The 19,889-nt window shown below is 35.8% G+C and carries 21 protein-coding genes; 12 read left to right on the top strand and 9 right to left on the bottom strand.

Features of this window, described 5'->3' with window-relative positions; translation table 11 throughout:
* The first annotated feature begins 253 nt into the window (after positions 1-253).
* The 6 genes from QLQ96_RS13575 (at position 254) to QLQ96_RS13550 (ending at position 3,707) form a co-directional block, all read left to right on the top strand.
* Complete coding sequence (locus QLQ96_RS13575) at positions 254-586, top strand: ArsR/SmtB family transcription factor (RefSeq protein ID WP_219071321.1); 333 nt, start codon at positions 254-256, stop codon at positions 584-586.
* A 10-nt stretch (positions 587-596) separates the two neighbouring features.
* On the top strand, positions 597-1,082 hold the full coding sequence (locus tag QLQ96_RS13570) for a GNAT family N-acetyltransferase (protein WP_219071368.1): 486 nt from the start codon (positions 597-599) through the stop codon (positions 1,080-1,082).
* Between the two features lie 33 nt (positions 1,083-1,115).
* The gene (locus QLQ96_RS13565) at positions 1,116-1,589 is read left to right on the top strand and encodes a DUF6428 family protein (protein ID WP_482491156.1); all 474 of its coding nucleotides are present in this window, start codon (positions 1,116-1,118) and stop codon (positions 1,587-1,589) included.
* A 42-nt stretch (positions 1,590-1,631) separates the two neighbouring features.
* Positions 1,632-2,246: an arsenate-mycothiol transferase ArsC gene (locus QLQ96_RS13560; protein ID WP_257681323.1), complete on the top strand. Its 615-nt coding sequence runs from the start codon at positions 1,632-1,634 to the stop codon at positions 2,244-2,246.
* A gap of 737 nt (positions 2,247-2,983) precedes the next feature.
* Entirely contained in the window at positions 2,984-3,286 is a 303-nt protein-coding gene (locus tag QLQ96_RS13555) for a hypothetical protein (protein ID WP_219071062.1), read from the top strand.
* A 229-nt stretch (positions 3,287-3,515) separates the two neighbouring features.
* Entirely contained in the window at positions 3,516-3,707 is a 192-nt protein-coding gene (locus QLQ96_RS13550; protein WP_091490900.1) for a cold-shock protein, read from the top strand.
* A gap of 327 nt (positions 3,708-4,034) precedes the next feature.
* Here QLQ96_RS13550 and QLQ96_RS13545 read toward each other — a convergent pair whose 3' ends face one another.
* Both QLQ96_RS13545 and QLQ96_RS13540 read right to left on the bottom strand, forming a co-directional pair.
* A complete protein-coding gene (locus QLQ96_RS13545; protein WP_482496967.1) occupies positions 4,035-4,283 on the bottom strand; it encodes a helix-turn-helix domain-containing protein in 249 nt (82 codons plus the stop codon).
* A gap of 34 nt (positions 4,284-4,317) precedes the next feature.
* Positions 4,318-4,656 carry a zinc-binding dehydrogenase gene (locus tag QLQ96_RS13540; RefSeq protein ID WP_482491155.1) on the bottom strand — a complete coding sequence of 113 codons (339 nt, stop codon included), beginning with the start codon at positions 4,654-4,656 and terminating at the stop codon, positions 4,318-4,320.
* Between the two features lie 482 nt (positions 4,657-5,138).
* On the opposite strand from QLQ96_RS13540, the gene QLQ96_RS13535 reads away from it, so the two are divergent.
* Positions 5,139-6,647, top strand: a complete 1,509-nt coding sequence (locus tag QLQ96_RS13535) for an ATP-binding protein (protein WP_482491154.1) — start codon at positions 5,139-5,141, stop codon at positions 6,645-6,647.
* Between the two features lie 41 nt (positions 6,648-6,688).
* Positions 6,689-6,820 (top strand): hypothetical protein, encoded by a 132-nt coding sequence (locus QLQ96_RS13530; RefSeq protein WP_482491153.1) that lies wholly within the window; start codon positions 6,689-6,691, stop codon positions 6,818-6,820.
* A gap of 265 nt (positions 6,821-7,085) precedes the next feature.
* Here QLQ96_RS13530 and QLQ96_RS13525 read toward each other — a convergent pair whose 3' ends face one another.
* Entirely contained in the window at positions 7,086-8,339 is a 1,254-nt protein-coding gene (locus tag QLQ96_RS13525) for a S41 family peptidase (protein WP_482491152.1), read from the bottom strand.
* 216 nt (positions 8,340-8,555) lie between these two features.
* Between QLQ96_RS13525 and QLQ96_RS13520 the strand changes: the two genes are divergently transcribed.
* On the top strand, positions 8,556-9,674 hold the full coding sequence (locus QLQ96_RS13520; RefSeq protein ID WP_482491151.1) for a sensor histidine kinase: 1,119 nt from the start codon (positions 8,556-8,558) through the stop codon (positions 9,672-9,674).
* On the top strand, positions 9,671-10,375 hold the full coding sequence (locus tag QLQ96_RS13515) for a LytR/AlgR family response regulator transcription factor (RefSeq protein WP_482491150.1): 705 nt from the start codon (positions 9,671-9,673) through the stop codon (positions 10,373-10,375). The genes QLQ96_RS13520 and QLQ96_RS13515 overlap by 4 nt, the downstream gene beginning before the upstream one ends.
* On the opposite strand, the gene QLQ96_RS13510 is transcribed toward QLQ96_RS13515, so the two are convergent.
* On the bottom strand, positions 10,370-11,074 hold the full coding sequence (locus tag QLQ96_RS13510; protein WP_482491149.1) for a LytR/AlgR family response regulator transcription factor: 705 nt from the start codon (positions 11,072-11,074) through the stop codon (positions 10,370-10,372). The two genes, QLQ96_RS13515 and QLQ96_RS13510, sit on opposite strands and share 6 nt — an antisense overlap.
* Positions 11,074-11,904, bottom strand: coding sequence for a sensor histidine kinase (locus QLQ96_RS13505; RefSeq protein WP_482491148.1), 831 nt, complete (start codon positions 11,902-11,904; stop codon positions 11,074-11,076). Before QLQ96_RS13505 ends, QLQ96_RS13510 begins: the two co-directional genes overlap by 1 nt.
* 204 nt (positions 11,905-12,108) lie before the next feature.
* Here QLQ96_RS13505 and QLQ96_RS13500 point away from each other — a divergent pair, with 204 nt between their 5' ends.
* Complete coding sequence (locus QLQ96_RS13500; protein ID WP_482491147.1) at positions 12,109-12,996, top strand: ABC transporter ATP-binding protein; 888 nt, start codon at positions 12,109-12,111, stop codon at positions 12,994-12,996.
* Positions 12,997-13,060: 64 nt separating this feature from the next.
* Positions 13,061-16,369, top strand: coding sequence for an ABC transporter permease/M1 family aminopeptidase (locus QLQ96_RS13495; protein ID WP_482491146.1), 3,309 nt, complete (start codon positions 13,061-13,063; stop codon positions 16,367-16,369).
* A gap of 491 nt (positions 16,370-16,860) precedes the next feature.
* Here QLQ96_RS13495 and QLQ96_RS13490 read toward each other — a convergent pair whose 3' ends face one another.
* The 4 genes from QLQ96_RS13490 to QLQ96_RS13475 all read right to left on the bottom strand — a co-directional run bounded on the left by QLQ96_RS13490 (position 16,861) and on the right by QLQ96_RS13475 (position 19,866).
* Entirely contained in the window at positions 16,861-17,202 is a 342-nt protein-coding gene (locus QLQ96_RS13490; RefSeq protein WP_320492492.1) for a helix-turn-helix domain-containing protein, read from the bottom strand.
* 107 nt (positions 17,203-17,309) lie between these two features.
* Positions 17,310-18,059: a hypothetical protein gene (locus QLQ96_RS13485; protein ID WP_320492491.1), complete on the bottom strand. Its 750-nt coding sequence runs from the start codon at positions 18,057-18,059 to the stop codon at positions 17,310-17,312.
* Complete coding sequence (locus tag QLQ96_RS13480) at positions 18,059-19,315, bottom strand: tyrosine-type recombinase/integrase (protein ID WP_482491145.1); 1,257 nt, start codon at positions 19,313-19,315, stop codon at positions 18,059-18,061. Before QLQ96_RS13480 ends, QLQ96_RS13485 begins: the two co-directional genes overlap by 1 nt.
* A complete protein-coding gene (locus tag QLQ96_RS13475) occupies positions 19,312-19,866 on the bottom strand; it encodes a helix-turn-helix domain-containing protein (RefSeq protein WP_482491144.1) in 555 nt (184 codons plus the stop codon). The genes QLQ96_RS13480 and QLQ96_RS13475 overlap by 4 nt, the downstream gene beginning before the upstream one ends.
* Between the last annotated feature and the right edge of the window lie 23 nt (positions 19,867-19,889).

The following is a 19,889-nucleotide window of genomic DNA, read 5'->3' as shown; positions in this document are numbered from 1 at the left end:
TAATTCCTAAGCGTATGCCCCTCAGGCAATAGAGTCTGTCCGCAATCTTCCGCCGCACCTATGATTTTATAAGCTCTGCCTCATTTTCAGCTGCCGTTAAAAAATAATTCAGGTACTGCTTTCCTTCTTTACCGCGGCTATGGACAATCTGGGCGCCCTCTGCGTATCATGCATCTTACCCAGCAAAAGAAAAACATAAAATCTTTTTTTCTTTAAATTGTATATCGTAATATTGCAATATAAATATAAGACGATGGGAACAACAAAAACAGATCACTTTACAGAAAGCCAGAATGAGCTGGCTGTTTTAGCCAAAGCATTAGGCCATCCTGCGCGTATTGCTATTATGGAATACTTATTAAAAGTGGATGCCTGCATCTGCGGAGATATTGTAAACGAACTTCCCCTTTCGCAGCCGACAGTTTCACAGCATTTGAAAGAATTGAAAAATGCAGGTCTGATTAAAGGAAGCATCGAAGGAAATTCTATCTGCTACTGCATCAATGAACCCGGACTGGAAAAGATAAAAGGCTTTTTTGAGCATATATCAGCAAATCTTGCAAAAAAGAGAAGCGAATGCTGTTAATCTAAAAGATATGGAAATCAGAAAACTTTCGGATAAACACTGGGATCAGGTAAAATTAATTTACCAAAAAGGGATAGATACCGGCAATGCGACTTTCCAGACCAGCGCCCCTTCATGGGAAAACTGGGATCAGTCACATCTTAAGTCCTGCCGAGTTGTGATGCAGGAAGATGGCAAGGCAATTGGCTGGGCTTCCCTTACCCCTGTTTCTTCACGCTGCGTTTATGCAGGGGTTGCAGAGGTGAGCGTATATGTGGATCCAGCACATTCAGGAAAAGGAATCGGGCTTGCTCTTTTAAATGAACTTGTCCGGCAGAGCGAAGCAGAAGGAATCTGGACACTTCAGGCAGGGATCTTTCCTGAGAATACAGCAAGTCTGCGCATTCATGAAAAAGCAGGTTTCAGGATACTTGGTGTAAGGGAGAAAATTGGAAAACAAAATGGTATCTGGAGAGATACTGCGATTCTTGAAAGAAGAAGCTCCGTTATTATCTAATAAAAAATATAGTTGAACTAAATATAAAAAAACATGAAACTTTCAGAAATTAAAGAAGTGCTTAAAACAGTTGAAGCTGTAAATTTTGAACTGCCCAACGGCACATTTGTACCGGAATATTTCCACGTGACTGAAGTAGGCCTGGTTACCAAAAACTTCATCGACTGCGGAGGAACAGTAAGAAAAGAAACGGTTGTAAATTTCCAGCTTTGGGATGCCAGCGACTACAAACACAGGCTTAAACCCGGAAAGCTGATTCACATCATTGAGCTTTCAGAAAAAGTATTGGGAATTGAAGACCATGAAATTGAAGTGGAGTACCAGAACACAACTATCGGTAAATACGATTTGGATTTTAACGGCAGAAACTTCACTCTGCTGAATAAACAGACAGCCTGCCTTGCTCAGGAGCAGTGCGGCATTGCCTCTGATAAGCCAAAAGTAAAATTATCTCAGCTAAATACTGATAATGGCGCTTCATGCACTCCGGGCGGAGGATGCTGCTAATCATTAAACAGAAAATCAATAAACCTTTACAGCCAAAAAACTATGTTATATCCACAAATTGAGAATACCGTTAAATCATTTGATTTTAAGCAGATCTCCGAAGAGCGCAAAGCAGTCCTGCAGCCACTAATCGACTTCATTCAGACAAAAGCGGACGGTAAGCTGGAAACCAGACTAAACCTAATCTGCACGCACAATTCCAGAAGAAGCCATCTCTCGCAGGTTTGGGCGCAGACTGCGGCTGCCTATTACGGCATCGAAAACGTTTCATGCTATTCGGGGGGAACCGAGGCTACTGCCCTTTTCCCAATGGCAGCGGAGATTTTGAAGCATTCAGGATTCAACATCAAAACTCTTTCAGAGGGATCAAACCCCGTTTATTCCATAAAATATTCACCTGACGGACTTCCTGTCATTGGTTTTTCCAAAACCTATGATGATGATTTCAATCCTGAAAGCGGATTTGCCGCAATAATGACCTGCTCGCAGGCTGACGGCGGATGCCCGTTTATAGCAGGCGCAGAGAAAAGAATCCCGATCACTTTTGACGATCCAAAAATTTCTGACGGAACGCCTCAGCAGAAAGAAACTTATCTGGAGCGCAGCGGGCAGATAGGAACTGAAATGTTTTACGTATTCTCACAAATAAAAAAATAAAATGGCAGCAGATAATTGTGCACCAGCCCTCGGACGCAAAAAACTAGGCTTCCTTGAGGCACTACTGCAAATAAATAAACCTGAGGTTTTCATGCAATAACAAATGTTAACTGTTTGGATGTTTTTTTTCATGGCATACTCCAGGCAGCTCAGGTGCACGGTACTGATATTAAGGCATGAAGCAATATAATACTGCGGCACCCGCTGCGTAAAGCCTGCAAACTGGATATTCATGGTTTTATAGCACTCCATGGGAGAATGCATGTAAAAATCCTTTATCTTTTCGTTAAGCAAAAAAATAATCTCCCATAATAATTCTTCGCAGCTTATCTCCATATCTCTAGATTTTACATAGATTCATATACAAATTAATGCTGCAAAGACCGTAAAAATTTCCTAAAAAATATCAAAACTCTGCCTGGCCGCTATAAAATAGTACTTCCAGCCGAACTTAAAATTTTGCTTTATGCCGTCAGCCTGTTTTACATGATCGCCTGCCAGGAAAAATGGATTCAAATTCAGCAAGGATTGTCTGTCATGCAGAGCGCTCTTTGGCATCTTAATTACTTACTGCCTGCTTTTTTTTTCCTTAAAAATTCTAAACTGATTATTTTCAGCTCACACCTTTTACAGGAGTGAGGGAAGAAAGCTTTGTGATTTAAAACCTTATATAAAAAAATAGCTTCCCATTTTTTTTATTTTTGATTCAATTTTCTTATTTTTAAAAAAAATATTTTGTGGAAAAAACTTTTGTGCTTGCTGATAAAATACTTCAATTACTTGCAGCAAATATTAATTCATGCCTTACTTTTGAAGAGCTCTCAGAACTGCTTAACCCGGTTTTTAAAACCTCAGGCATGAATATCGGCGATCCGTCTCTTGAAAAGCTGAAGCATGCAGAAACAGTAGATGCCATAATATTTTTGGAACAGCAGGGATATATCGTTTTAAATCCAGATAATGACCAGAGCACCGTAAGCCTTAAGGGGATAATTAAAATAAAAAATGACGGGGGCTTAAAAAGCAGCTTACCAAGCTAAAACAATTCACCTGCCTGATAAACTTTAAAGAAGCCGGCGATGCAAACAGATAAAATAATGCCAATATTCATAACCTTTGTTAATTATAAAAAAAGAATATAAAAAAGCATGCAGACCAGTAGTTATGCCTTTAAACTTCTTCCTAAAAGTTAATAAAAACACAATTTAATTTCTTTTTACCCTTTACCGCATTTCAATACACTACATTTGAACAAATTAAATATTTAAGATGCAGGAAGGTACAGTAAAATTCTTCAATGAAGATAAAGGTTTCGGATTTATAACGCCAAATAACGGAGGAAATGAAATTTTTGTCCATGTTTCAGGCCTATCGGAAAATATCCGTGAAAACGACTCGGTTCGATACGACATAAAAGAAGGCCAAAAAGGGCCGAACGCAGTAAATGTAGTGATAGCTTAATATACTATAACTTTGATAAAGCATCTGTCCCTGACAGGTGCTTTTTTTTTATCATAAAACAATTCAAGAGCCTTTTGGCCTTATTAAATTAATTTTTTAAGCATTCCGCTAATATAAAACCATGAAACGGAAAACATTAAATAAATTATTTGGCATATGTGATAAGCTTCATCAATATAGATGCAAATCAAAGAATGATTTAAGGGATCTTTTCCTATTGAAGGTCCTGACCAGTTTGATTATGGATAATAAAAAAGCAAATAATTATTTTCTGTTCTGAACTAAATGATTGATAATACGCTCAAGGATTATCAGTATTGCTTAATATTAAGATATTTCTTTTAAGCTGGATCTCCTGAAATCTAAAGGTGAGATACCGGTATATTTTTTAAAATATTTTACAAAATAAGAGTCATCTTCAAAACCCAGGCAATTTCCAATTTCACTGATATTGTAACTGGTGCCAAGTAGCAATCTTTCTGCTTCTGCAATAATCCTTTCGCAGATAATCTCAGAGGGACTTTTATCTAATAATTGGCTGGTAAGACCCGATAATGTCCTGGAAGAGATCTGTATAAGTTCTGCATAATGGCAGATTTTAAGTTCTTTTTTATAATTTTCCTCTACCAGATCCTTCAGCCCTCATAAATAGGAAACTGTAGTGCACCTGCTTTTTTTTAGCCTTAGTTTTTACGCCATAACTAAGCAGAGACATAATGATTTTTAAATACCAAGGCAGTCCCATTTCTTTGGCAAATTCAGGTGTCGGCGGTCCTGAAATAGAAATTACTTTTCCATTTGGTCTTAAAACATTCAACGATTTTTCAAGTATTTTTTGATCCTGGCTGTTTACAACAACATCATAATCTTTAAGTATAGTTTCAAAATCAATTGTTTTGCAATCTATCAGTACGTCAGCTCCAAGGTTTTTAAGCAGAAAAAATGTCATTCTCCTGTAGTAATATCGTGTAATCTTCGGGCAATTCCTATTTCTCCCTTTTCAATCATTTTTGCTTTTATATCCTTATTTTATAATTACTCTAAACAAAGAAACAGCCAGAAAAATACGTATCATAAAGAAAAATAAAATGAATTTTCAATCTATAATTAGATAACTTAACAGGATTCGAACACGAGGAATAGAGTCAGGATTAAGTTTTTATTATCCTAAATTGTATTGAATTGATCATTGACAAATAATGATGACCCATTTAGAAAATTACCTTTCATTTAATGATTACTTATATCTTCCCCTCTCAGATCCCCTTTATTAATTGTTGCTGGACTGAGTTTAAAAATTAGTTTATTTCTGCATAAAAAGCTTACACAATTTCCACATTAAACATGGGAATTATGAAACATCTTAGTAAGCCGGCATAATGCAGTCAGTACCGCTTTAGGATAACTTTACGGCACCAAAAAACATAATCCATGCATCCTAATACGATTCTTCTGCAAGACATAGCGGACAATACCCTTCTGCCTACGGCCGTCTATACTGGTGATAATCTTATGATTGTATTTGCTAACCAAGCTATGACCGAAACGTGGGGAAAAGGAAAGCAGGTGCTGGGCAGAACATTTAGCGAAGTGCTTCCAGATTCTAAAAAAGAATATTTATCTAATCAGGCTCTTAGCGTTTTAAAAACGGGAATACCAATTCAGGCCCGGGATGAAAAAGTAGAAGTCAGCAGAAATGGTGTCATTGTATCCTATTACTTTAACTATAGTTTTATTCCGCTTTACGATCCAGATCAAAATATCTACGGCGTACTTAATACCGCTGCAGATGTTACAGAACTTCATGAATCCAGAGAGAAGACCCTTAAGGCAGATGAAAGGCTTAAAATGGCAATTGATGCTTCCGGCATAGGAACGTACGAGATAAATCTAACAAACAGAGAAGTTGCTTCATGCGGAAACTTTAAGCAGATTCTAGCAGTTGATGAACTGAAAGATATTGATGTTTTAATTTCAAAAATCCACCCCGAAGATCTGGCTGTCCGGGAGAATGCACATAGAGAAGCCGAAATTACAGGGCTGATATCTTATGAAGCAAGAATAATCAGCAGCGGCCAATCTGAGAAGTGGGTAAAAATAACCGGAAAGATTGTTCGTGATTTAAATGGATCGCCCCAGACCATTATAGGAACTATTCTGGATATTAATGAGCAGAAGAACTTTCAGGAAGAATTAAAAAAACAGGTTGCACAAAACACAGAAGAGCTTCGCCGCTCCAATGATGATCTTCTGCATTTTGCACATATTGTCAGCCATGATCTTAAAGAGCCTGTAAGGAAAATTAAGTTTTTCAATAATCTCTTAAAAAATGAGGCGCAGGATTTTATAAAAGAAAAATCTAAAAAATATTTTGACAAACTGGATCAGAGTGCACAGAGAATGCAGAATATTATTGAAGGGATTTTAGCCTACTCCACTATTAACAAATCCATACAGACTGTTGAAAAAATAAATCTCAATGAGATTTTTGAAAATATTAAGACCGATCTCGAGCTTATCATAAAAGAAAAAGGAGCCATACTAATTACCCGAGAACTTCCTGATATCCAAGGGGCACCAATTCTAATACACCAGCTCTTTTACAACCTTATTCAAAATGCCCTAAAATTTTCAAAACCGGATCAGCCCCCGCGTGTTACCATAAAATCGTCGATTATAAAGGATAATGGCTCGGACTTTTTAAGGATCATCATTAAGGATAATGGAATCGGGCTGGACCCAGTCTACGCTGAAAGGATTTTTAATGACTTTGAAAGGCTGCATTCCAAAGATGAGTATGAAGGAAACGGCCTGGGTCTCTCGCTCTGCAGAAAAATAGCAAAAAGGCATAATGGAACAATCACCGCTTCCGGAAAAAAAGATAAAGGTGCAGAATTTAGAGTTTCTCTTCCATTAAGACAGAGCAGATCTGCAATTTAATTATATCGATTCAGTTGGTCAAATGGCAAAACTGTACAATATTGGAATTACCTTCAATTTTACCGCAAAAAGCTAAGGCGGTTTATAAAGATGTTTCACAAGACAAAGTTTTGCTGCAAAACCGTGGCAAATCGACTATTGGAGCTTCCTGCAAAAGTGCCGCACAAAGCTAAGGCGGATTCTATTTAAGCTGTCTTAAAAAATCAAATAGATTTTTATACCAATCCCCAACAGGACATCAAAACCAAATTCATAAAGCAAGGAAAGACAGACACTATATATGGTAAGTCAATTTCTTCAAATCTTCCATAAAATTTATAGAAATTTGTCCGTTCCTGCCACCACAGCCAAATGGCGCCGATTGAAGACAATTGGCGCCATTTTTTATATATTTTTTGGATTAATACATTCATCTTACTTTTGTTTATAGATATCTTGTCAATTCATACTTTCCAATTTCTGAATCATTGCTTTTGCAGATTCTGAACCTGAGTCTAATTCGAAAGACTTTTTATATGATTTCAAGGCATTCTCTTTATCCTCATTCAAAAAATACGCTTCACCTAAACTATCCCAGGAATTGGAATCATTTGGAAATAATTCTACATTCTCCTGAAATACAATCAGTGCGTTATCCATTTGTTTGTCCTGCATAAATGCATAGCCAATTTTGTTCAATACATTACTCGTATTTTTTTTCATTGTTTTTTTAACAGCATCTATATACGCATATACAAATGCATCTTTTTCACTCGTTTCTATGTCTGGCTGAACCCCTTTTGCTTCCCAGTTCGTTTTTGTCACCGGATTTATCGGCTGCAGGTAAGGCAATGATATTGTGAATCCGTTATCTATATTAATTCGTTTTGTTCTATTAGCACCGCCTTTTGTGGTTTCTCCTACTACTGTTGCCCTGTCCAAATGTTTTAATGTGTAAGTAAATGCTTCTGCAGCTGAAAAAGTGCGTTTACTGGTTAAAATATAAAGAGGTTTGTCTGCACTTCGTTTTCCATTTACATTTTCAAACGAATATAGCTGCGTTTTTTCATTGGTTTCCCGTTCATAAAAATCACTTAATAAAACAGGTTTTTCATCAAAGAAGTAACTCGATAATAACTGCATCATACTTGGAACGCCACCGCCATTTGCGCGCAGGTCGATAATAATTGCGCTGGTATTGCTTAAGAAATTCATTGCAGCTGCAACAGTTTCTTCTGCATATTTTGTATCGGCAAACTGGTTTAGGCTTAAATAGCCGATATTTCCGTCCAATATTTTCACCTCTTTAAATCCGTAATTAATTTCGGCCATTTGAAAAGCCATTCTTTTCTCCATTTCTAATTGCGCTTGCTGAGAAATAACATTCTTTTCCCTGGCAATATGCTCGGGTTCAAATCGAACTTTTAGATGCAGATCTTTGCTAATACTTTGTAAATCTTCGGTTACTATTTCAGAGAATTCAATAGGACTTGTAATTTTCTGATACTTATTAGATTTTAAATTTTTATCCAGTTCAATTATCATTCTTTTTGACAAATCTAAATTGATATAAGATTTTTCAATATGAGCTTTCACTGCCGATACAATGGCCTTTCTGTCTTTTGTATCCAAAAGCCGTTTACTGTCTTGTGCCATTGTGTTTTGTACAATTAAAAGCAGCATTAGCAGCATCATTTTAAAATAGTTTTTCATAATGTTTTATTTTTAAATATTTATAATTTACAGCAAACCTATCTGCAGACTACAATGGTTTAAAACTTTTTTCATGAACCTTTAAATAGTTAGCACATACAATTAATTTGTATAATCAAATCTAGTTGAAGTCGAAAATAGTAGTGTTTATGTCTCATTTTAGTGAATTGATGCTCATTGTAGAGAAAAAAAGTCAATTTTTGTTAATTTTGACTCATGGCTGAATTTCTTAAAAAGTACAAAGCTTTTATATATGGATTGGTGATCCAAAGGATAATAGTGGTTGTTTTGTTATATTTTCATTTTATTTACATTGATAATACCGCCCTATTGTCCAACACACTGAGTTTCATTTTTAGCTGGCTGATAATCTCACTGCCTATTCATTATTATTCATTTTTAAAACAGCATAAAGCCACTAGCTTAAAGCTGCTTATCTTGATTGCCTTTTTTTGGGCAATCATTATAAACGACATGAATTCCAAAATAATTGATAATCCAGTAACATTTATAGGATTAGTTGGTATTGGATTATCTTTTTTTTCCATTATAGCGCCTTCCTATTTTAAGAAGCATGCATTGATTTTACTCGGTTTTTATGTTCTGGCCTTAGGCTACTTCTACTATATAAGGGTTCATACTAATTTTAATAATTATTTTCAGCAGGAAAAAGAGATTAAAATTATCCTGACTGCTCCCTTTTTCGTGTTACTTTTAATTTGGTTCTATCAGCAATGGAAATGGCTCAAAACAATTGAGTCAAAAAAAGCCAAAGCAGAGTTATCGTTACTCAAAAGCCAAATCAATCCGCACTTTTTTTTCAATACTTTAAATAATTTATATGGTTTAATAATAGAGAAATCTGAGGATGCTCCAAATGTTGTTTTAAAATTATCTGAAATAATGCGCTATACCATTTATATGGGAAAAGAAGATATCATACCATTAAAGGATGAAATAGAATATTTAAGGAATTACATTGAGCTGCATAAAATAAGATATCAAAAAAGGGTCGATATTACTTTTAGTCATGATGGGCAGGCTGATTATAAAATTGCGCCTTTACTTTTTATTATTCCCTTAGAAAATGCCTTTAAACATGGAGTAGAGCGTTTAACGGAATATGCTTATATTCACATTAATATAAAAACTGATAATGACCTAATCTGTTTTGACATTGAGAATAACTTTGAAGCGCGGGAATCTCAAACTCCCGGTATTGGATTAAACAATTTAAAACAGCGTTTGAAACTATTATATCCTAATAAACACCAAATGAAAATTGACATTACAGATTCTATTTATAAATTACAACTAAAAATAGAAATGACATGATATACTATTTAATTATAGATGATGAACCTATTGCACATCGTATTATTGAAAACTATTGCGAAAACTTGATGCATTTGGAAAAGAAAGGAAATTGCTATAATGCCTTTGAAGCTATAGAATTCTTAAATGAAAATTCAGTCGACTTGTTATTTTTAGACATCAATATGCCTAAATTATCCGGCTTCGATTTTTTAAAAACATTACCCAATCCACCTAAAATAATAGTAACCTCAGCCTATAAAGAATTTGCCTTAGAGGGTTATGAACTTAATGTCTCTGATTATCTGCTGAAACCATTTGGTTTTGAGCGTTTCATAAAAGCAATTAACAAAACAATTGATAATGCTCAAAATAAAAAAAGTAGTGCTGCATTGCCGCCAAACGAAATAGAACCAAATATAAATAGCTTTTTTTTAAGAGGTGATAAAAAGCACCATCAAATTCATTTTCAAGATTTATTGTTTATAGAAGCTTATGGGCATTATACTAAAGTATATTTAAAGAATGAGATGATTGTCAGTCCTCAAAAAATTTCCGCCTTTGAACAGCTGCTTCCGAAACCTTATTTTATAAGAACCCATAAATCTTTTATTGTTGCTAAAAATAAAATTAAACAGATTGAAGGCAACAGGATATTAATTGATAAATACAAAGTACCTATTGGACAAACTTATAAAGAAAACATTATCTTGCTTTTATAATTTTGAATTTAATAACCCATTTACATTCATTTTATATAATTTACCAATAGGAATTTTAAAATCGCTCAATATGATCCTATTTCCTTCCACACTTTTAATGTGCTTAATGGCAACAGCAAAAGATTTATGTACCTGCATAAAATCATTCTTAGGCAGCAGTTCCATTAAATCAGAGAATTTTTCTCTAACAAGTATTGCATTATCATTTTTGGTAATTACTTTAACGTAGTTTCCTGATGCTTCAACAAATAAGATCATACCGATAAAAATCTGTATGTGTTTTTTATCTGCACGTAAAAAAATGCTTCTTGAATATTCATCCTGCCCAGGATTGATACTTACTTTAGAAGTCAAACTGGAAATTTTGTTTATCGCTTTTAAAAAACGTTCAAAACCAAATGGTTTTAAGAGGTAGTCAATAATATTTAGTTCATAACCTTCAATTGCGTACTCCTGGTAAGCTGTCGTAACAATAATTTTGGGAGGAGATGCTAGTGTTTTTAAAAAGTCAAATCCTTTTAATTTGGGCATATTTAGATCTAAGAAAATTAAATCTACCGTATGATCTCTTAAATAATCCAGAGCCTCTAAGGCATCATAACAATTCTTTTTTAACTGCATATTGGGAAGCATATTACAATACTCCTCAATAATAGCATGCGCTATGTGTTCATCATCTATAATTAAATACCTGATCATTATAATTTTAAAATTAAAAGTGCTTTGTATGTAGTATTATTTTTTGAAACTAAAAACTCATGCTTTTTTGGATAAGCCAATTCTAATCTTCTTTTCAAATTCTTAATACCGATACCAGAGGACTGACTTACTAAATCAGTATCATAGTTATTCTCTACTTTAAAAGATATAGTATTATTATTTGAACTAAGTTTAATAGTAACAAATGCATTTTCTCTTAAATTTTCGACACCATGTTTAAATGCATTCTCCAAAAGCATTATATAAAGTAAAGGAATTATTTTAAGCTGATCATCCTCCACAGTAGTTTCAAAATTTACGTTTATCTTTTTGTGATAACGTAAAGTATGCAAGTCGATGTAGTTTTTTAAATAGGCCATTTCCTCTCCTATCGTAACAAAATCTTTCTGGCCTTCATAAATACTATAACGCATCATATCAGAAAGTTTCAAAATTAATTCCTGTGCTTTTTTTTGATCCTTTGCCACCCAGCCGTACAAATTATTGAGCATATTAAAAAAGAAATGGGGATTTATCTGATTCTGCAGATGCAGCAGTTCCATTTTCCCGTTTTCGTTTTTTAATTTAATAATAAACAAAATTTGTTTTACCAGCCAATAAATACCAAAGCAAAATAATGCCAGATAGAGCAGGAAATAAAAACTGATAATCGGAATGCTGACTTTTGGACTATAGTTCTCAAAAAGCACTACAGAATCCTTATTCGAGGTAATTACTATAAAAAATATTACCACTATTGGGACTGCTGCTAAAACTAAAGCAATTGCCCCGATGATATTCCTCTTGTTATTGTTAGTTGTTAAAATCATAATCACAAATGTAAATTAATAAAAATTATTGATAAAATAAGTTGACAAACAATCCATACAGCCCTTTCAACGGCCAGAAATAAGTGATGAAAACACTTTATGGGCACCAAGTATATTTGTGTCACAAAACAGACTGGTTCATCACATTTACTTTATTGATATCAGCTAAGAAAATATGTTTGTTTAAAATTTAAATTCAAACAAATGAACAGTCTTAGTATTTCCAATCTCTCAAAAACCTATTCTAATGGTGTAAAAGCACTGCAAAACATAACGCTGGATATTCCGGTAGGCATGTTTGGTCTTTTGGGCCCCAATGGTGCAGGAAAATCAACTTTAATGAGAACAATCGCCACATTACAAGAGGCAGACTCCGGCAGCGTGAAACTCGGAGATATAGATGCCCTTACGCAGCAGCATGAACTAAGAAAAGTATTGGGATACCTGCCCCAGCAATTTGGTTTGTACCCTAAAATTTCTGCTGAAGTTCTCCTGCACCACTTAGCGGTCTTAAAAGGAATTACTAAGCAAAAAGAACGCCGCGAAATAGTGGATGCGCTCTTGCATAAGACTAATCTATATGATGTAAAAAACCAAAACCTCAGCGGATTTTCAGGCGGAATGAAACAGCGTTTTGGCATTGCGCAGGCATTACTCAATAACCCAAAATTACTTATTGTTGATGAGCCCACTGCCGGACTTGATCCTGTTGAAAGAAACCGGTTTTATAACATCTTAAGCGAGCTTAGTGAAAACACAGTGGTGATATTATCCACACATATCGTAGATGATGTAAAGGAATTGTGCACCAGCATGGCCATCATCAATAAGGGAGAAGTGCTTCTTAAAGGGAATCCTTTAGAACTAATAAATCAGACAGAAGGCAAAATATATCAAAAAACAATTCATAAAAATGAATTGGAAGAGTATAAGAAAGAATACAAAGTAATTGCAGAAAAATTATTTCTTGGAAAACCTATAATTCATGTCATAAGCGATAACAATCCGGAAAATGGTTTTATCTCAGTAAATGCTGGTTTAGAAGATGTGTACTTTTCGCAGATTCTTGCCAGTTCTAAAAAAAAACTTTAATTCTCCTGAAATACTTAATCAAGTAAAATTTTCTATTCTAATCTCTTAAAATTAACGATTAACCATGTGGTACGACATCTTTAAATTCGAAATCCAATACAGAATAAAACGCCCTGACACCTATATCTTTTTTATTTTTATATTCTTCTTTTCCCTTGCGGGTGTGGACTTTGTCTTTCAAGGGATTGATATGGGTTCCGTAAAAACAAATGCGCCTATAGTTATAGCAAAAGCAATGGCTGCTGTTACCGCAATTTTAATGATGGTAACTTCTTTGATTATGGGTGTTTCAGTATTGCGGGACTATCAATACAATATAGAATCTCTATTATTTGTTAATCCAATCCAAAAGCGGGATTATTTAACAGGCCGGTTTCTAGGCTCTTTTGCAGTATTATTGTTTGTATTTTCAGGGCTTTTATTAGGATTTACACTTGGGGAATTTATGCCTTGGCGTTATCCGGAAAATTTAATGCCTTTTAACTTTTTAGCTTATCTGCAGCCCTTTATAATTGTAGTGCTGCCCATGCTTTTTTTTGGATCGGCATTGTTTTTTGTTAGTGGCGCTTTAAGCAGAAACTTAATGGTAGTCTATACACAGGGAGTGCTTCTTTTTGTTCCTTTTCTATTGACAAAATCTATAAAGAATGATTTCCTGCAAGCTCTTTTAGACCCATTTTCCCTGACAACGCTCACCGATATGAATGCCTTGTTTACAACGGCAGAACGCAATTCAACGCTTGTTCCTTTTAGTGGTGTGCTTCTATACAATAAATTATTCTGGGTTTTTCTAGGGATGCTTATTTTAATAGTAGGGTACTTCAAGTTTAATTTTAGTACAGCAAAAAACAAAAAAACTAAAGAGAAAAAAATTAATACTATCCATTACTTGGATACTGCCGCTGACAAGAATCTCAAAATACCGTTAGTATTAATACAGTATAATTTTAAATCACAATGTATTCAGCTATTACAACTTACATGGTTTTATTTTATATCCATCTGCAGACAGGTATCGTTCTGGGCTATTATCGTCTGTGCATTGATTATCATTTTAATAAACTCTATTAATATGAATATTGCATATGATGTTGCAAGTTATCCTAAAACCTATCTTGTTATAAAAGAATTAAAAGAATTATCGCTGTATTTTTTTGCATTAATACTGATTTTCTATTCTGGCGAGCTCATTTGGAAAGAAAGAGAAATTAAGCTGGATTTAATCTATGATGCAGCACCCATATCAGGTATTATAAGCCTGCTGGGCAAATTCCTGGGTCTATTATTGATTTACATCGTATTGATACTCTCACTGATTATATTTGGGATTACCTTTCAAACGGCAAACGGCTGGTATCACTATGAACTGGATGTTTATTTCTACGGCTTTTTTATTGAGTTTTTTCCTTTTCTGGTTTTGTACACCTTTATATCTTTTTTCTTTCAGGCGGTGGCAAATAATAAATTCACAGGCTTTATTTTAGTAATGGTTTTTGCTATACTAAATACTGTTTCGGAATTCTTTGGATTGGAGCACGATCTTTACAAATTTGGCGGGAGCGGTTTGGGTTCCTATTCAGACATGAATGGCTATGGCCACTTTCTAGAACCCTATTTATGGATTAAGGCATATTGGATTGCATTTGGCATTGTCCTGCTAATCCTCGCTTCGATTCTCTCTGTCAGGGGGACGGAAACCAGTTTAAAAAAACGTATCAAGCTGGGTATGCAGCGATTTACAAAACCCATGCTCCGATTGGTATTGTCAGTGTTACTGGCATTTGCTCTGCTGGGAAGTTATATTTTCTTCAATACCAATATTCTTAACCAATATCAAAACACTGCTGATGGATTAAAATTTAAAGCAGATTATGAAAAAGAACTCAAAAGGTTTGAATATCTGCCGCAGCCTAAAATTACCGATGTTAAGCTGCAAGTTGAGCTGTATCCAAAAACCAGAGATTATACCGCTCAAGGCTATTACATCCTTACTAATACTTTGAAAGAGCCTATTTATAAAATCTATTTGCAAAAACCGATAGCATCAGAAATAAATCTAGAAGAAGTAAGTTTTGAGCGAGAAGCTTTTGCTGGTAAACAATATAAACAATACGGCTTTTATATCTACACCTTAAAAAAACCATTGCAGGCAGGTGAAGCTGTTAAAATGAAATTTAAGCAGAGGTATACAACTGAAGGTTTCAAAGAAAATGATGTTAATAGCAGTGTCCTTCAAAATGGTACATACCTGACAAATAAAGCGTTGCCAACTCTGGGCTACAGCAGAGAATATGAGCTTGATGATACTAGAATCAGGGCAGAATTTGAACTTCCGGCTGCAAAAGGAATGGCCAAAAGAAACGATAAAACGGAATTAACTTATGCAGGTACCGGAGGCAGCGCTGATTTAATCAATTTTGAAGTTACTATCGGGACAGAAAAAAGGCAAAAGGCAATTTCCTCAGGCACTTTACAAAAGAGATGGACATTAGGCAGTCGTTCCTATTTCCATTATAAAACAGATAACCCCATAGTAAATCAGTATGCGATAATATCGGCAGATTATGAAGTTTCCAAAAGCAGATGGCACCCTAAAAATAATAGTTCGGCAGTCCCCGTAGATTTGGAAATCTATTATCAAAAAGGACATCAATATAACGTGGAGAGAATGATCCAGGCTTTCAAATTATCTTTTGATTATTTTTCTGCAAATTACGGCCCTTATCAGCACAGCAATATTCGAATCATAGAAACTCCTGCTTACACCCAGCAAGCAGAGTCGTTCTCCGGTGCAGTGACATTTTCGGAATCCAATGAGTTTATGCTCAATATTGATGACCAATCAGATGTGGATATTATTCTCTACAGAACAGCGCATGAATTAGCACACCAATGGTGGGGAATGCAGCTGCAGGCGGCTAATGTTCAAGGAAAAAATATGATTTTGGAGACCCTGGCCCAATATGCTGCCTTAGTGGTGATGAAAAAGAAATACTCCAAAGAAAAAATAGAGCAGCTTCTGCAAAAAGAACAAGAAGTCTATCTACAGGCAAAAAAGAGATATACTAATCAAGAAGCACCATTAGAATTAGTTGAAAAACAAGATTATATATTCAATGCAAAAGGAATTTTAGTTATGTACGCTCTTCAGAATTATATTGGGGAAGAAAAGGTTAATCTTGCTTTAAAAAGGTTTATTCGTGATTGGAACAATTCTAACGGAAAATTGAAATCAAAAACTCCTAATTATCCAACATCAAAAGAACTGCTGACTTATTTTATTGAAGTCACCCCTGTTTCTTTGCGTCATAAAGTGTATAGTTTGTTTGAAAAAACGGAATTCGATAGCAATATTATTTTTAGCGATAAATGATTCCTATTTTATTAATTATTCGCAGTAAAAAAATAAAATAATAATGGCTAAAATTTATGCTGGAATTATTTTCATAACAATACTTGCCTGTGCATTTTCGGGCAAGTATTTTGAAAATTAAAGGTAGAGCTAATACTTTTTTTGTGGCTAAAAGTTAAGTCTGCAGCCAGCAGAAATCAATCATTACAAATTTTGGCATGAAATGCAACTCATTTCCTGCTTCATGAAATTTGGATCAATGTTAATGGGGATTTTAAAAGCTGGGTTAATTTAGTTTAGAATCCAGTATTTTTAATAAATTTCTAACAAAAACATACCACCGTTAATCAGTTAGTTAACGTTAAACAGAAGCTGCATTGAAAGCGGTTTCGGGCTTAAGGTTCAATCCTGCTCTTGGAACGGTTCAAATCGTGTTAAAGCACAAAATACTAAAAAGAAGCTGTATTTTTCTTTTTGAGGATGTAATCGAGCGGCAAAGGTATTCCTGCCGGCTATTTCTTCCGGTTATGATTCAATTTCATCGCTTCTGTTTCGATTTCCTCTACGGTTTTCCTTTTCCCTTTAGAAATCCATTCTAAAAGCTCTTCTTCAAAAAAATACAGCTTTTTGCCATATTTATAGCAGGGAATTTTTCTCTGCTGCACAAGAGCGTAAATTGTAGGCTTCGCTTTCCCTATCAGCCGGCTTGCTTCATGAATGCCGATTGGAATGCTTTTTTCTTTAGATTCATATACCTGCACATTCTGAATCAGAACTTTGATCTCGGCAATTTCTTTCACTAAGTGCGCTACTGCTTTGGGCAGGTTCTCAAAAGAGATTTCGTTTGTGTCCATAACTGTCGTTTTTAATAGTTATGTTGCAAATGAAAAAAGTGTTTCTGCTGTGTCCTTCTTCACAGGAGAAACACCTGAAAAACACAGTGATTTACAAGTATCGGCATTTAAAAATATGTAAGATCTTCAACAATCTTTAAAAGACCTTTCTGTTCATCATCTTTCAGATGCGTTTTAATGCTTTTCTGCTCAACATCTTTTAAAGCGTCGGCAAAAGTCAATTTTAAAAATTGTGCGGCTCTGTCCTGCCTGCTGGCTTTAAAACAATTCCAGATATTCCAGCCAAAATGATAAAGATCCAGATTGGACAGATCTTTTACTTTTACCGGCTTAATATTTTCGAAATTTATGCCTTCAGCATATATGATTATATTCCTTCCCAATTGTTCCAGATCTTCATCCGAAACGTACAGCGCAAACTCCCGCTTTGCATAACGGATGGCTGTATCAATCCTTTCCTGTTTTTGATTTCTGACTGCATTTTGACGCTCCTCCCTTATCTTCTCAATATCAAGGGCTGAATTTTTATTTTCAGGCATTTCGGGCTTAATTAAACCATTCTGAAGCCCTTCTTCTATTTTTACAAGGTCCTCACTTGTAATGAGGCTTTCAGGCGATTGCTTTTTTTCAGCCTTCAAAAAACGATTCAGTATTCCTGCAGCCAATTCGTTTAGAAACAGGCTTAGAATTGCAAACATTAAAACTCCAAATCCAGTGCTGATCCAAAAAAAAACACCGGCCGTATATTCATCCGCACCTTTTTCCAAGAGCACCAGTCTTCCGATTGCACCGACAAAAAAACAGACTAAAAAAACAGACAGGTAAACTGTAATATATTCGAAGTACTTTATTTTCATTACGCTCTTTTCTTTAAAGATTCCAATTGTATTGCCTGCGAAGCTCTGTTTTTCTTCTCATCTATTACTTTGGCGTAGATTTGAGTAGTTTTTACGTTGGTATGCCCCAGCATTTTGCTGACCGTATAGATGTCTGTCCCGCTGGACAGCTGCAGTGTTGCAAACGTATGGCGGAAGCAGTGGAAGGTAATGTTTTTTTTAATGCCGGCAGATTCAACCCATTTTTTCAGAGGTCTTGAAATCCACGACGGGTCCGGCAGATCCTCAAAAACAAGCTGCCCGGGAAGCCTTGGCTCTCCACAGAGCTGCAAAGCCTGCTCAGAAATAGGCATATATTCGACACCCCTTGTTTTTTTCTGGGTGAAATGCAGTTTGGCCATGCCGTCTTCCAAGCTTATCTCTTTCCAGCGGAGTTTCTGAATGTCGGAATGCCGCAGGCCGGTAAGCGCTGAGAAAAGCGCGGCTCTTTTAAGGACATCTTTTTCGCAGGGCGTTTCAGCCAGCACGTTCAATTCTTTAATGGTAAGATATTCGCGTCTTGATTCCTGCTCAGGTATGCCTTTTATTTTTGAAGACAAATCAACGGTTAGATATCCGTCGATAAAGGCCTGTTTTAAAGCCGCTTTAAATATGGAAAAATACCTTGCTGCAGTGTTGCGGGAAAGTATTCCTTTTTTGCCTCCTCCGAGCGGCGCAGCCAGCAGAAACAGCTTAAAATCTTCCGCCATTCTGCTGTCAATCTGGGAAAACACCAGCCTGCCTTTGGAATAGCTTTTTAAAAACTCTATGGTCCGCTCCCAATTGATCATAATGGATTTTGAGCTTCGGGCATGCCTTTTTGCTGCCACAGAGGCAATGTATTTGATAAAATCCTCTTTTGCTTTTTCTTTCTGTTCAGCCAATAGGTTCTCAGCATCACTGTACAGATCTGTATTATCATATTCTTTCTGCCTGATTTTACGCACTCCGTCGGCATAGAGCATAATTTCACGGTCGGTTTCGCTTCTGGTGATTATTATTCCGTTATCGCTGCGTCTGGGCTTATAGGATTTTATGCCCTGCGCATCTGTACGGGCGGTTCTCTGCTTGTCCCACTCCACGGTTTTTACGGTTCTGTTTAAGTATTCACGGATTCTCTGTGGCGTTTTCTTTCCAGAAACCTCAACAGGATAGCTTTCTATGTAGACATACCATTCCTCTCGGTCTTCTGCTTTTCGAAGACGCACAGTCACCTTGGTTTTTGCTAATTGTTTCATATAAAATCATTTCCGTTATACAAGTTATCAATTTCGCTTTTTGGAGCATATACATGCTTTCCGATCTGCCTGGTAGGTATTGAATATTTCCTGATATGGCTGTAGACAGAACCTTCAGATATCTGAAATCTTTCAGCTATTTCACCGATGGAATAGCAGTCTTCTTTTTCAAGGCTGTATAATTTTTTCTTCGGTTGGCTTTCAACCTGCGGCAGGCTGCGGGCAGGGCCGAACATCCCTTCCATTACTCTGCGGTCGATCCTTACAAGGCGGGTTCCAAGATTAACTGACGGAATTTTTCCCTGCCCCACAAGCCTGTAGAGGGTTCTTTTGGCAATTCCAAAAAGCATGCCAGCCTCAGAGACGGAAAGAAATGCCCTATCCTGCGGTATTTTCTCTATCATCGCTTTGATATCAGCTTCATTTTTAAGCTGCTTCACCTTCTGCTTGTATGCTTTTTTACTGCATTTTGGCGAGCAGTAGACAGAAGTTACGGTCTTGGGCAGAAACACTTCCCCGCATACAAGACATTGTTTGTTTATTCTTTTCATCGCCTTTATCCCCAATTTAAGTG

It is taken from the genome of Flavobacterium sp. B167r, from assembly GCF_056824315.1.
Note: the sequence above shows the minus strand (reverse complement) of the source record. Positions and strands in the feature narration are given on the sequence as shown.